Raw genomic sequence first — 13,513 nt, forward strand, 5'->3', positions numbered from 1 at the left:
GCTCTCCGGCGGAGGATACAGGCTAGGAACGACGAGGTGAGGGCGGCGTGCGCATGCGCGGACCGTCCGCGGGCTGACTCGACGTGCGGTCGCGCTGCCCATGCGGCACGTCCGCATGCGATGCTTTCGCGCATGTCGACACCCGATTCCTCGAGCGCGCCGCCCGCCCCGCTGAGCGCGACCAGCTATGCCGCGCGTATCGGCTTCGTGGTCGAACTGGCCGAGCGCCTGCACGCCTATGGCACCACCGCGCAGCGCCTGGAAGGCGCGGTGTCGGCGGTGGCCCAGCGGCTGCGCCTGGAGTGCGAGCCCTGGTCGAATCCGACCGGCCTGATCCTGACCTTCAGCGACCCCCACCGCCCGCCCGGCGAAAGCGACACCACCCGCGTGATCCGGATGCCGCCGGGCGAAAACGACCTCTACAAGCTCAGCGAGACCGACCGCATCGCCGAGGACGTGATGGCGGGGCGCCTGGACCTGGCCGCCGGCCATGCCGCGCTGCAGGCCCTGGACCGTCCGCGCACCGCGCGCTGGCGCGCGATGCAGGTGCTGGCCTTCGGCCTGGCCGCGGCGGCGGTCGGCGGCCTGCTGCGGCTGCCCTGGCCGGACATCGCCGTGGCCGGCGTGAACGGCCTGCTGATCGGCGTGCTGATCGACTGGTCGAGCGCGCGGCCGCGCTTCAAGGAGGCGGTGGAGGCGGTCGCCGGCATGGTCGCGGCCATGGTCGCGGTGCTGGTGGCCAGTTTCCTGGTGCCCTTGAACCAGAACACGGTCATCATCGCTTCGCTGATCGTGCTGCTGCCCGGCATGGCGCTGACCAATGCGGTCAACGAACTCACCAGCCAGCATCTGGTGTCGGGCACGGCGCGCTTCGCCGGCGCGCTGACCACGGTGGTCAAGCTGGCGGTCGGCACCATCATCGCGCTGTACCTGGGCGACCTGGTCGGCCTGACCCCGGCGATCCAGGCTTCGCGTCCGCAGCCGGCCTGGGTGGAGTGGTGCGGCCTGGCGGTGGCTTCGTACGCGTTCGCGGTGCTGTTCCGCGCCCATCGCTCCGATTATCCGAAAGTGATGGCGGCCGCCGCCTGCGGTTATCTGATCTCGCGTTTCGCCGGCGAAGCCTGGGGCAGCCCGGCTGGTATCTTCCTGGCCGCGCTGGCGCTGACCGCGGCTGGCAACGCCTACGCGCGCTGGGGCAACCGGCCCGGCGCGATCGTGCGCGTGCCCGGCATCATCATGCTGGTGCCGGGCAGCGTGAGCCTGCGCGGCCTGCTGACCCTGATCCAGCAGCAGGACATGGAAGTCGGCCAGGATGCGGTGCTGGCGGTGATCAATATCCTGCTGGCCCTGATCGCCGGCCTGCTGTTCGGCAACCTGCTGTTGCCGGCGCGGCGGAATCTGTGAGGAGCCGGGAGTGGGGATTCGAGATTCGAAAGAGCCTGAAGCGGCTACTAATCCCGAATAACCAATCCCGAATCCCGCAGCAAAAAAAGCCGGCGTTAAGCCGGCTTTTTGATGAGTTACTTGATCAGGAACTCGTCGAGCTTGCGGCCGTTGCCGGTGTAGGCGGCCAGCCAGCGCGGCTGCTTGCCGCGGCCGGTCCAGGTTTCGCCGGTGTTGGCCGGGTTGCGGTACTTCGGCGCGACCTTGCCCAGCGGCTTGCGGGTCTTGCGCGCGGCCGCGGCCGCCGGCTTGGCGGCCTTGGCGCGCGTGCTGGGGGCGCTGGCGCCGTTGCCGAACAACTCGGCGATATCGTAGCCCTCGGCCTTGGCGAGCTGGCTCAGCTTCTTGCGCACGGCCGCGATCGGCTTGCGCTTGCTCAGCGTGGTCTTGCGCTTCTTGGCCTGCGAGATCAGCGATTCGAGTTCTTTCGCGGACAACGAGTTCAGATCGATCGACATGGGGGACTCCGGTGGGAATATCGGTGGGGATTATCGGCCGGTCCATGGCGTGCCGGCCCATATTAATGGTCCGGCGCGACGGAAGTAAATCTCCCGGGGTTTTCCGGGAGATTCTAGGTCGGATAATCCCGCGCGGTCGGCGGGCTCAGACGGCCGCGGTCGGGCCGGCAAGCAGACGCGCGAACAGGCGCTCGCGGTCGAGGTTTTCGGCCTCGGCGGCGCGGCGCTGGCGATACTCGTAGGTGCCGGCGGCCAGGCCGCGCTCGGACACCACGATGCGGTGCGGAATGCCGATCAGCTCCATGTCCGCGAACATCGCGCCCGGGCGCAGGCCGCGGTCGTCCAGCGCGGTTTCGATGCCGGCCGCGTTGAGGTCGCGGTACAGCGCCGTCGCCGCCTCGGTCACGCCGGCATCGTTCTTGGGATTGATCACGCACACCACCGCCGCCCACGGCGCCATCGCCTCGGGCCAGCAGATACCGGCCGCGTCGTGGTTCTGCTCGATCGCGGCGGCGACGATGCGCGACACGCCGATGCCGTAGCAACCCATCGCCGGGACCGCGGCCTTGCCGGTCTCGTCGAGCACGCTGAGCTTCATCGCCTCGGCGTACTTGCGGCCGAGCTGGAACACGTGGCCGACCTCGATGCCGCGGCCGATCCGCAGCGTGCCCTTGCCGTCGGGCGAGGGGTCGCCTTCGACCGCGTTGCGCACGTCGGCGACTTCGTCGGGCTCGGCCAGATCGCGGCCCCAGTTGACGCCGGCCAGGTGGTAGCCGTTTTCGTTGGCGCCGACCACGAAGTCGGCCATGGCGGCGACGCTGCGGTCGGCGATGATCGTCAACAGCCGCTGGGGTTTGATCGGGCCAAGGAATCCTGGGGCTGCGCCGAGTGTATTCAGAATTTCGCCTTCATTTGCTAGGCGATACTCGCCACCGAGATGCTTGGCAAGTTTAATTTCATTGATCTGATGGTCGCCGCGAACCAAGACCAGAATGAATCGTGATTTTCCTTGCTCGTCGATGCCTATCATCGCAACCGATTTGACCGTGCGCTCCAGCCCGATACCCATCAGCGCCGCGACCTCCTCGCAGGTCTTCTGGGTCGGCGTATCGACCTTGCGCAGCGTCTCGGTCGCCGCGGCGCGCGCGCCGGGCGCCAGCGCCTCGGCCAGCTCGACGTTGGCGGCATAGTCGGAGCCGTCCGAGAACGCGATCGCGTCCTCGCCCGAATCGGCGACCACATGGAACTCGTGCGAGGCGCTGCCGCCGATCGCGCCGGTATCGGCGAACACCGCGCGGAACTGCAGGCCCAGGCGGGTGAAGACGCGGCCGTAGGCGTCGTACATGTTGCGGTACTCGCGGCCCAGGTCCTCATCGCTGAGATGGAAGGAGTAGGCGTCCTTCATCAGGAACTCGCGCGCGCGCATCACGCCGAAACGCGGGCGGATCTCGTCGCGGAACTTGGTCTGGACCTGATAGAAGTTGACCGGCAGCTGCTTGTAGCTGGACAGCTCGTTGCGCGCGAAGTCGGTGATGACCTCCTCGGCGGTGGGCGCGTAGCAGTACTCGGCCTCCTTGCGGTCCTTGAGCTTGAGCAGCTGGCCGCCGAACTTCTCCCAGCGCCCGGTTTCCTCCCACAGCTCGCGCGGCTGCACGGTCGGCATCAGCACCTCGATCGCGCCGGCGGCGTCCATTTCCTCGCGCACCGCGCGCTCGACCTTGCGCAGTACGCGCAGGCCCAGCGGCGACCAGGTGTACAGGCCGGCGGCGAGCTTGCGGATCATGCCGGCCTTGAGCATCAGCTTGTGGCTGACGACTTCGGCGTCGGCGGGGGTTTCCTTGCTGGTATGGAGATGGAACTGCGACAGACGCATCGGCGGGAATTCGAAACCGGAGGGGAACCCCCATTCTGCCGTGCGCGCGCTCGTCGCGCGAATGCGCCGGTTCAGTCGCGGTCGCCGTGGACTTCGATGCCGGCCTGCGGCTGGCGCGCCACGCGCTCGTACGGGCGCCCCTTGGGCGGCCGTTCGCCGACGTGGAGCTGGCCGGAGGCGTCGCGCCAGCGGTACAGCGGCGGGTCGGCGGATTCGGCGCGGGCCCGCGCATCGGCCTGGGCCCGGCGGCCCGGGGCCGGCTCGTCCTGAGCGGCCCACCAGGCCAAGCCAGCGCCGAGCGCGATGCCCGCGACGATGGCCCAGCCCAGTTTCATCCCGGGTTACAGCTGCGGGGCGGCGGCCGCGACGGCCGGCTTGCAGTAGGCGGCGATCGAGGCCTCGGCCAGCTTGACCTGGGCGGCGCGCTGCTCCGGGGTGAAGGCGGAATCGGCCTTGCCGTCCTTGTCGGTGTCCAGACCGATCGGGGCGTTGCTCTGCAGCTGCTTGAGATTGCTGCGCGCGGTGGTGCATTCCGCGCTTTCGCTGGGCTTGGCCTGGGTCACCGAGGGCGCGCCGGTCTTGTGCTGGATCTGGCGGCCCTTGACGTTGCTCTGGTTGGGCGGCGGCGAATCGGAGTAGTGGGTGACGCCGTTGGCGTCCTTCCACTGGTAGACCTCGCCCGCGGCGGCTGGCAGGGCCAGCGCCAGCAGGGCGGCGGCCAGCCACGCGTGGCGCGACGGACGGGGGGTGGGAATGCGGGTCGGGCAGGGCATGGTCGGCTCCGGGCAGGACGGTGCTGGACGGTGGCGGGTAGGGGGACTACGGGGGGAACGTCGATTGCAGCACCGTGCCGGCGCGCAGGCAAGCGCTACACTTCCGTTATGGAACCTACACCTACGCCTCGACCGCGCGGACGCGGCATTTATTTGCTGCCCAATCTGTTCACCACCGGCGGCCTGTTCGCCGGCTTCTACGCCATCATCTCGGCCACCCAGGGCCGCTACGGCGACGCCTGCGTCGCGATCTTCATTGCCGCGATCCTGGACGGCGTCGACGGCCGGGTCGCGCGCCTGACCAATACCCAGAGCGAATTCGGGGTCCAGTACGACTCGCTGGCCGACCTGATCAGCTTCGGCCTGGCGCCCTCGCTGGTGATGTACCACTGGGCGCTGGAGGCGATGAAGCACGACGGTCCGATGCCGGGCAAGATCGGCTGGATCGCCGCCTTCCTGTACGCCGCCTGCGCCGCGCTGCGGCTGGCGCGCTTCAATTCCCAGGTCGGCCAGGTCGACAAGCGCTGGTTCATCGGCCTGGCCAGCCCGGCCGCGGCCGGGCTGGTCGCCAGTTTCGTATGGACCTGCGACGAACTGGGCTGGACCGGCGACGAGCTGCGCTACGTCGCCCTGACGGTGACCGTGATCGCCGGCCTGCTGATGGTCAGCCGGCTGCGCTATTTCAGTTTCAAGGGCGGCGGCCCCAAGCACGACCGGGTGCCGTTCCTGGCGATCCTGGTGGTGGTGGTGGTGGTGATCGCGATCGCGATCGATCCGCCCAGCGTGCTGCTGCTGATCTTCGCGCCCTACGCCTTGTCCGGCCCGGTCTACGCGCTGTACCGGCGCGCGCGCCGGCTGCCGCCGGCCGACACGGGGGCCGCCACGTGAGTTTGTGGAGCGCGCAGCAACGCGAATGGCTGCAGGCGCTGGGCCATCCCGCGCTCGCGCTGGCGTCGGCCGCGCCGGAAGCGGCGCCGCCGTCGCGCCCGGACACGCCGGCCGCGCACGAGCGCGCACGCGCCGAACTGCGCGCACCCGCCGCCGAACGCGCGCCGGAGCGTCCCATCGAGCGCGCCAGGCCCGCGACACCCGCACGCGGCGGCGACGACGCCCTGCTGCGCGCGGTGCTGCGCGCGGCCGGCCGCCGCGCCGATGCCGCGCCCGACGAGGCGGTGCTGAGCCTGTACGACGCCGCCACCCTGCGCGGCTATCCGGCCGCCAAGCGCGCCCTGTGGCCGCTGTTGCGCAGCCTGCGGCGGGGCTCCCGCCCATGAGCGCATTGGCCGCCGACGTCGACCGCGATTCTCCGGCCGCCGCGCTCCGGCCGATGCGCGAGGAGGACCTGGACGCGGTGCACGCGATCGAGATCCGCGCCTACGAATTCCCTTGGACGCTGGGCATCTTCCGCGACTGCCTGCGCGCCGATTACCCGTCCTGGGTGCTGTACCGCAAGGACCGCATCCTGGGCTATTTCCTGATGAGTCTGGCCGCCGGCGAGGCGCACATCCTCAACGTCTGCGTCGCCCCCGAGCAGCAGGGCCACGGCTACGGCCGCCGCCTGCTGCACGCGCTGCTGCAGGTCGCGCGCGGGCGCGGGGCGCAGCGCGTGTTCCTGGAGGTGCGCCCGTCCAATCCGGGCGCGATCGCGCTCTACCACGCCGAAGGCTTCAACGAGATCGGCCGTCGCCCGCGCTATTACCCGGCCCGCGACGGCCGCGAGGACGCGCTGGTGATGGCGATGGAATTGTTCGCGGACGAAGGCTGAGCGAATGCGACCGACGCGATGGCCCCTTGCGTGGCTGCTGGCCGGTTTGGCGCTGGCGCCCGCGTTGGCGTCCGAGCCGGCGCCGAGCGTGCACCTGTTGACCTCGGCGCCGACCTGCGCGCACAAGCGCCTGGGCCAGGTGTCGGTGACGCTGGGCGAGAAGGCGCCCAACCTGCGCACAGGCATGCGTCCGTCCCCGGTCGACTATCGTCTGGCCTTCGCCAAGCTGGCGCGAGCGGCGCAGGCCAAGGGCGGCGACGCGGTGGTGTTGCGCGGCCACGAAGCGGCTTATGTCGCCAAGGGCGCGCGTGCCTCGCGCCGGCCCAGCTATGTGTCCCTGCAAGGCGCGGTGATCGCGCTCGCCAACCCAGACGCGGCCTGCGAACTGGCCCTGCTCGATCCGCAGACGTTCGCGCGCGAGGTGTCGGCGCGCGAAGCGGAGGACGTGGTCAAGGAAACCGGTACCGCGTTCTAGGCGGTGCTATCGCCCCATCGGTGCAGGTGGCCCCCGTGCGATGTGTACCGCGCGCTCCTACCCCRRAGCARAGCSSATCCGCGACGCAGYCGCRCGCTTCCTGTRGGAGCGGCGYAAGCCGCGATGCTTTCCCCGCGCCCGCTGCGGCCGTAGGGTGCGATGACAAACGTATCCTCGTGATCCCGGCCTACCCACGCCGGTGCGGTGCGCCTACGGCTTACCGCACCCTACGAGTTACGGGGCGACATAGAGCTCGGCCGGAAGGCCGATGAAGGCCGGGCCCGACAGTTCGCCACCGTCGAGCGAATCGCCCTTGTGCAAGGCGCGATTGACCGTGGTCAGCGATGCGCTGCGCAGCGCGATGGTATTGAAAGCCTCGCTGGGGCCCTCGTCGTGGAGCATGCGCATCGCCGTTGCCGCCGCCAAGGCGAAGATCGGTTCGCGCGCGCATTCGATCGTATGCCAGCGGCCGTTGCGGCCGCGTGCCGAAAAGGTGGCCGGCAGTACGACGCCCGCGCATTCGGGGATGTGCGCGATCAAGGTCAGGCCGAAGGCCTCCGCGATCACATCCAACAAGCGTCGTGCGGTCAGCGGATGTCCAGCCAGCCGCAACACTTCGGCTTCGATCTGCGCTTCCGCGCGGTCGCCGTGCCCGAAAGCTTCTATGGCTTGGGCGACGAGTTCGGGCGACACCTCCAGCGGCGGCAGCGCGGCGCGGAACGCCGCATCGGCGCCCTCGCGATCGAACCAACCTAGCAAGCGCCGCAGCACGGACTCAGCCCAGCTTCGCGCGCTGCACCTGCAAGGCTTCGCGCTGTGCGCGCCAGTCGCCCAGACGCTTGCGCTCCTGCTCGACCACGGCCGGCGGCGCGTTCTGGACGAAGGTTTCGCTGGACAGCTTGTTCTCGCACTTGCCGATCTCGCCGTCGACGCGCTTGATCTCCTTGTCCAGGCGGGTGCGCTCGGCGTCCAGATCGACCAGGCCTTCCAGCGGCACCAGCAGGGTCAGGTCGCCGACCACGCCGATCGCGGCGGCCGGCGATGCGGCGCCGGCGGCGAGCGCTTCGACCCGCTCCAGGCGATTGAGGAAGCGCAGCTGCGAATCGAAGCGCGCGGCGCGCGCGCGGTCGCCATCGTTGCCGCCCGACAGCAGCAGCACGACGGTCTTGGACGGGGCCACGTTGAGCTCGCTGCGGATCCTGCGCAGCGCGGTGACCATCGCCTTCAACCACTCCACGTCGGCTTCCGCGCCTGCGTAATCGGTGTCCAGGTCCGCGGCCCGCGGATACGGCCGCAGCATGATCGTGGTCTCGGCGATGCCCAGCTTGGGCGCGACCTGCTGCCACAGTTCCTCGGTCACGAACGGCGTCAGCGGGTGCAGCAGCGACAGCAGGCGTTCGAGCACGTACAGCAGGGTGTGGCGGGTGCTTTGCGCGGCGGCTTGGTCCTCGCCCAGCAGGGCCGGCTTGGCCAGCTCCACGAACCAGTCGCAGAACTCGTTCCAGGCGAATTCGTACAACGCCTGCGCGAGCAGGTCGAAGCGGTAGGCGGCGAAGTGGGTTTCGGCTTCGGCCGCGACCCGCGCCAGGCGCGACAGGATCCAGCGCTCGGCGTCGGTCTTGGGCTCCGGGGCGCCGCTGAAGCTCGCGCCCTCGGTGTTCATCAGCACGAAACGGGTCGCGTTCCACAGCTTGTTGCAGAAGTTCTTGTAGCCCTCGGCGCGGCCCAGGTCGAACTTGATGTCGCGGCCGGGGCCGGCCAGCGCGGTCATGGTGAAGCGCAGCGCGTCGGCGCCGAAGGCCGGGATGCCGTCGGGGAACTCCTTGCGCGTGGCCTTTTCGATCTTGGGCGCGTCCTGCGGCTTCATCAGGCCGGTGGTGCGCTTGGCGACCAGGGCCTCGGCGGTGATGCCGTCGATGATGTCCAGCGGGTCGAGGATGTTGCCCTTCGACTTCGACATCTTCTGGCCGTCCTTGTCGCGGACCAGGCCGGTGATGTAAACGTCGCGGAACGGCACGCGGCCGACCAACTCGTCGGTCATCATGATCATGCGCGCGACCCAGAAGAAGATGATGTCGAAGCCGGTCACCAGCACGCTGGTCGGCAGCGCGATGTCGAAGCCCAGCTCGCCCATCTTGTCTTCGTTCGGCCAACCCTGCGTGCTGAACGGGAACATGGCCGAGGAGAACCAGGTTTCCAGCACGTCCGGGTCCTGCACCAGCTCGATGCGGTCCTTGATCTTCTCGTAGTTGTCTTGGCCGAGCGCGCGCAGCAGCTTTGCGTGAGCGGAAACCGCGGCTTCCGCTTCGGTGCGGGCGACCACCTCGCCGATGAGCAGCGTGAAATCCGTCTCGCCCGAGCGAACGGTCCAGGCGGGGATGCGGTGGCCCCACCAGAGCTGGCGCGAGATCGTCCAGTCCTGGATGTTCTCCAGCCAATGGCGGTAGGTGTTGATCCAGTTCGCCGGGACGAACTTCACTTCGCCCGACTCGACGAGTTCGAGTCCGCGCTGGGCCAGGCTGTCCATCTTCACGAACCACTGGTCGGTCAGGTAGGGCTCGATCACCTGGCCGCTGCGGTCGCCGCGCGGCACCTGCAGGCGATGCGGTTTGACCTCGATCAGCAGTTCCGCGACATCCAGATCCGCGACGATGATCTTGCGCGCTTCGAAGCGGTCCAGGCCCCGATACGCGGCCGGGATGTACTTCTCGACGATCGCCGCCATGCCTTGTTCGGTGAACAAGGAGAAATCGTCCGTGTACTGAGCCTGCTGCGGCGTGCAGTGGTCCAGATCGATCTTGGTGAAATTCGGATCGGCGGACGACAGCACGTGCTTGAGCGCGGTCGGGCCGGAAAGCGTCCAGACCGACGCGTCGGGCGCGAAGATGTTGATCGACAGCAGCGAATGGCGCTGGCCCACCGCGTAGTCGTTGGCGTCGTGGGCGGGGGTGACCTTGACCACGCCGGTGCCGAACGCGCGGTCGACGTAGCTGTCGGTGACGACGGGGATACGGCGGCCGGTCAGCGGCAGATCGACGAACTTGCCGTGGATCGCGGTGTAGCGTTCGTCCTCGGGGTGCACCATCACCGCGGTATCGCCCAGCATGGTTTCCGGGCGGGTGGTGGCGACCACGACGTAGTCGCGAATCTCGCGCAGGATTTCGTTGCCGTCGGCGTCGCGTTCGACGTATTCGTAGCTCGCGCCGTCGGCCAACGGGTAGCGGATCGACCACATGTGGCCGTTCTCTTCTTCGTTGGCCACCTCCAGGTCGGAGATCGCGGTCTTCAGCACCGGGTCCCAGTTGACCAGGCGCTGGCCGCGGTAGATCAATCCCTTCTCGTGCAGGCGCACGAAGGCTTCGGTGATCGCGTCCGAGGCCATCGGATCCATGGTGAACACGCTGCGCGACCAGTCGCCGCTGGCGCCGAGGCGACGCATCTGGCGCTCGATGGTGCCGCCGGATTGCTGCTTCCAGGCCCACACCTTTTCGATGAACTTGTCGCGGCCCAGCGAATCGCGGGTCTCGCCCTTGCCTTCGATGGCGAGGTTGCGCCCGACCACCATTTCCGTCGCGATGCCGGCATGGTCGGTGCCCATCTGCCACAGGGTGCGATAGCCGCGCATGCGGTGATAGCGGATCAGCGCGTCCTGCAGGGTGTGCTGGAAGGCGTGGCCCATGTGCAGGGTGCCGGTCACGTTGGGCGGCGGCAGCAGGATCGTGTACGCCGGGCCCTCGCCGCGCGGCTGGAATACGCCGCTGCTCTCCCATTGCGCGTACAGGCGGGCTTCGAACTGCTTGGGGTCGTAGCTGGGGGCGAGGGACATAGGAGCCGGGATTCGGGATTGGGGATTCGGGATTGGTAAGGGCAAGGGCGGGATGCGGTTGGGTTGTTCGAATCTCGAATCACCCATCCTGGATCCCGGCCTTCATCACATGTCGTGCTTTTTCAGGTCGAAGCCGCGGGACTGGTACTGCTTCCAACGTTCGCGCAGCGGGCCGCGCGCTTCGGCGTCGGCGGGTACCACTTCCAGCACGCGGTCGAAGCTGCCCTGTACGGCGTCGTCGCGCAGGTTGATGACCAGCGGGCGCATCGCCGCGTCGGCATCCGGCGCGCTGATCAGCACGTCGGCCTCCTCCTCGTCGACGTCGGCGCCGGCGATCTGGTGCGGGATGAAGACGTCGTCGCCCATGTCCCACAGCAGATCGTCCAGGGCCTCGGCCTGGGCCGCGTCGCGGGCCAGGATCAGGGTCGGCAGGCCGGCGTCGAACGCCTTGCGCGCCAGTTCGCCCACCAGCCGCAGCGGCTCCTCGCGGAAGCGCGCGGTGGTGATCAGATAAAAGTCGGCGCGCGGCATGGTGTCCTAACTATTCACTTTTTTTGAACGACGCGGCGCGGACGACTTCCAGTACGCGCACGGGATCGCAACCGTAAATGCCGGATCCCCAGGCCGCATTCTGTTCTACGCAGGCCCAACGGCCATCGTCGAGCGTTCCGACATCAATGACCACGGCATTGGGGATTTCGACGGAAGGGTCGGCGAGTATCTCCGCCATGAAAGCTTCGAGCGCTGAACACTCGTCGTCGCTGGTGGAGAACCCTGTATCCCGCTGCAGATCGCCGTTACGCGAATAGATCGAGTAGGTATGCAGCACGCGATTCAGCACGAAGCAACGGAACTCCATATTCCATTGCACGACGTCCGATACCAGGACCGGAGTGTCTCCGTCGTACTCGATCGGGAGGTCCGCGCCGCCATAGACGCCCGCAGGAAACGATTTGTCGTTCGGCGGCTTCACGAACATCGGCACTTCCAGCTTGCGCGCCTCTTGCAAGGTCGTCAGGCGGATATGCCGATGTTTGTACTTCATTGGCAGGCGGACGAGCCAATCCTCCGACGGCGACAGCAGCGTCAGCCCAAGCGTTTCTGCGTAGTCGGGGGCAAACAGAGCCTCTGCGTACAGCACGGGGTCCGGTAGCGCGACGACATGGTCAGGAAGGCGCCATCCGCCCAGCCTTTCCGTAGACCAGCCGAGCGCATTCGCCGCTTTCCACAGAGAGCGGGAATCTTCAGTCTGGCGTGGGGTCAGGATCAGGGTCGGCATCGTATGGAGTCGACAGCTCAGCTCAGGCCGCGCGCTCGAGCAGCCACTGGCTCAGCAGGCCGACCGGACGGCCGGTCGCCAGGCCGCGCTTGCCTTCGTCGTTGGCCACGCCGGCGATATCCAGATGCGCCCAACGCTGGCCTTCGGTGAAGCGGGCCAGGAAGCAGCCGGCGGTGATCGCGCCGGCCCAGCGGCCGCCGATGTTGTAGACGTCGGCGAAGGTCGATTCCAGCTGGGTCTGGTACTCGTCCCACAGCGGCAGGCGCCAGGCGCGGTCGAACACCTGCTCGCCGGCGCCGAGCAGCTCGGCGGCGAGGTCGTCGTCCTTGCTCATCAGGCCGCTGGCGTACTTGCCCAGCGCGACCACGCAGGCGCCGGTCAGGGTGGCCACGTCGAGCAGGGCCTGCGGCTCGAAACGCTGCGCGTAGGTCAGCGCGTCGCACAGGATCAGGCGGCCCTCGGCGTCGGTGTTGCCGACCTCGATGGTCTTGCCGGACATGCTGGTGAGCACGTCGGAGGGGCGGTAGGCGTCGGCGTCGGGCATGTTCTCCACCGCCGGCACCACCACCACCAGGTTGATCGGCAGCTGCATGCCGACCGCGGACACGAAGCTGCCCATCACCGTGGCCGCGCCGCACATGTCGAACTTCATTTCCTCGATGCCGCCCTGAACCTTCAGGTTGATGCCGCCGGTATCGAAGGTGATGCCCTTGCCGACCAGCACATAGGGCTTGGCGTCGCCGCCGTTGTTGTACTTGAGCACGATCAGCTTGGGCGGATTGGCCGAGCCGCGCGCCACCGCGAGCAGCGAGCCCATGCCCAGTTCCTGCATCTGGGCGCGGTCCAGCACTTCGCAGCTGGTGGTCGGGAAGCGCGCGGCGAAGGTCTGCGCCTGCTCGGCCAGGTAGGCCGGGTTGCACACGTTGGGCGGCAGGTTGCCCAGCTCGCGCGCGAACGCGACGCCGGCGGCGATCGCCTGGCCCTGGGCCAGCGCGGCGGCGTCGTCGCCGTTGATCGCGAGCTTGCGCAGGCCGGCCTCGTCCTTCTTCTTGCCGAGGGTGGCGGTGTAGCGGTAACAGGCGTGATCGGCGGCGATCGCGGCCTGGCGGATCGCCCAGGCGTTGTCGCGGCCGGTCACCGGGGCTTCGGACAGGGTGAACACGGCGTGTTCGACCGGGCCGGCCTTGAGCGCGCGGGCGGCGTCGGCGGCGGCCTTGAGGTACTGCGGCACGCCGAACTTGCCGGCTTCGCCCAGGCCTACCACCAGCACGCGCGGCGCGGCCACGCCGGCCAGATCGTGCAGCAGGGTGGTCTTGCCGGTCTTGCCGCTGACGTCGCCGCGCTCCAGCAGGGCGGTCAGGCGGCCGCCGCTGGCGGCGTCCAGCGCCTGGCCGGCGGCGGTCAGGGTCTTGTCGGCATAGGCGCCGACCACGATGCAATCGGTCTTGACGGCGGCGGGCGCATCGCGGTTCAGGTCGAATTCGAGGGTCATCCAACAGATTCCCAGGTAGAAGTGCAGCTAAAGGAAGTGAGTTCCGTACAATCGGGCGGCTTCCGGTGGGCTGGACTTGCGCGCATCGCGCCGGCTTCAGCCGTCCCATGCCGTCGAACGAACCCCCGA

Annotated in this window: 13 protein-coding genes and 1 pseudogene; 5 read left to right on the plus strand and 9 right to left on the minus strand. The window is 68.5% G+C overall.

Annotated elements, in window-relative coordinates:
* Positions 1–132 precede the first annotated feature (132 nt).
* Positions 133–1,404, plus strand: a complete 1,272-nt coding sequence (locus ASE43_RS10900) for a threonine/serine exporter family protein (RefSeq protein WP_056178990.1) — start codon at positions 133–135, stop codon at positions 1,402–1,404.
* A gap of 122 nt (positions 1,405–1,526) precedes the next feature.
* On the opposite strand, the pseudogene ASE43_RS10905 reads toward ASE43_RS10900, so the two are convergent.
* The 4 genes and pseudogenes from ASE43_RS10905 to ASE43_RS10920 form a co-directional block, all read right to left on the minus strand.
* Positions 1,527–1,901, minus strand: a pseudogene (locus ASE43_RS10905) (H-NS histone family protein); the annotation flags it as partial.
* Between the two features lie 145 nt (positions 1,902–2,046).
* The gene (locus ASE43_RS10910) at positions 2,047–3,774 is read right to left on the minus strand and encodes a proline--tRNA ligase (protein WP_057160462.1); all 1,728 of its coding nucleotides are present in this window, start codon (positions 3,772–3,774) and stop codon (positions 2,047–2,049) included.
* Between the two features lie 71 nt (positions 3,775–3,845).
* A complete protein-coding gene (locus tag ASE43_RS10915; protein WP_056179000.1) occupies positions 3,846–4,109 on the minus strand; it encodes a DUF4124 domain-containing protein in 264 nt (87 codons plus the stop codon).
* Positions 4,110–4,115: 6 nt separating this feature from the next.
* Positions 4,116–4,547: a DUF4124 domain-containing protein gene (locus ASE43_RS10920; protein WP_057160463.1), complete on the minus strand. Its 432-nt coding sequence runs from the start codon at positions 4,545–4,547 to the stop codon at positions 4,116–4,118.
* Positions 4,548–4,655: 108 nt separating this feature from the next.
* On the opposite strand from ASE43_RS10920, the gene pssA reads away from it, so the two are divergent.
* From pssA to ASE43_RS10940, 4 genes are read left to right on the plus strand one after another with little or no spacing between them, the layout of a single operon-like run.
* Positions 4,656–5,435 carry a CDP-diacylglycerol--serine O-phosphatidyltransferase gene (pssA, locus tag ASE43_RS10925; RefSeq protein ID WP_056179006.1) on the plus strand — a complete coding sequence of 260 codons (780 nt, stop codon included), beginning with the start codon at positions 4,656–4,658 and terminating at the stop codon, positions 5,433–5,435.
* Complete coding sequence (locus ASE43_RS10930; protein WP_157499199.1) at positions 5,432–5,821, plus strand: alanine acetyltransferase; 390 nt, start codon at positions 5,432–5,434, stop codon at positions 5,819–5,821. Before pssA ends, ASE43_RS10930 begins: the two co-directional genes overlap by 4 nt.
* Positions 5,818–6,312 (plus strand): ribosomal protein S18-alanine N-acetyltransferase, encoded by a 495-nt coding sequence (gene rimI, locus ASE43_RS10935; RefSeq protein ID WP_056179011.1) that lies wholly within the window; start codon positions 5,818–5,820, stop codon positions 6,310–6,312. The genes ASE43_RS10930 and rimI overlap by 4 nt, the downstream gene beginning before the upstream one ends.
* A gap of 4 nt (positions 6,313–6,316) precedes the next feature.
* Positions 6,317–6,787: a hypothetical protein gene (locus ASE43_RS10940; protein WP_057160464.1), complete on the plus strand. Its 471-nt coding sequence runs from the start codon at positions 6,317–6,319 to the stop codon at positions 6,785–6,787.
* 234 nt (positions 6,788–7,021) lie between these two features.
* On the opposite strand, the gene ASE43_RS10945 is transcribed toward ASE43_RS10940, so the two are convergent.
* The 5 genes from ASE43_RS10945 to ASE43_RS10965 form a co-directional block, all read right to left on the minus strand.
* Complete coding sequence (locus ASE43_RS10945; protein ID WP_157499854.1) at positions 7,022–7,546, minus strand: hypothetical protein; 525 nt, start codon at positions 7,544–7,546, stop codon at positions 7,022–7,024.
* Positions 7,547–7,562: 16 nt separating this feature from the next.
* Complete coding sequence (locus ASE43_RS10950; RefSeq protein ID WP_057160466.1) at positions 7,563–10,613, minus strand: valine--tRNA ligase; 3,051 nt, start codon at positions 10,611–10,613, stop codon at positions 7,563–7,565.
* Between the two features lie 105 nt (positions 10,614–10,718).
* The gene (locus tag ASE43_RS10955; protein ID WP_057160467.1) at positions 10,719–11,144 is read right to left on the minus strand and encodes a DNA polymerase III subunit chi; all 426 of its coding nucleotides are present in this window, start codon (positions 11,142–11,144) and stop codon (positions 10,719–10,721) included.
* A 10-nt stretch (positions 11,145–11,154) separates the two neighbouring features.
* Positions 11,155–11,892 (minus strand): ATP-grasp domain-containing protein, encoded by a 738-nt coding sequence (locus ASE43_RS10960; protein WP_056179026.1) that lies wholly within the window; start codon positions 11,890–11,892, stop codon positions 11,155–11,157.
* 22 nt (positions 11,893–11,914) lie between these two features.
* On the minus strand, positions 11,915–13,384 hold the full coding sequence (locus ASE43_RS10965) for a leucyl aminopeptidase (RefSeq protein WP_057160468.1): 1,470 nt from the start codon (positions 13,382–13,384) through the stop codon (positions 11,915–11,917).
* Between the last annotated feature and the right edge of the window lie 129 nt (positions 13,385–13,513).

Source organism: Lysobacter sp. Root983, assembly GCF_001429345.1.
Taxonomy (GTDB): domain Bacteria; phylum Pseudomonadota; class Gammaproteobacteria; order Xanthomonadales; family Xanthomonadaceae; genus Lysobacter.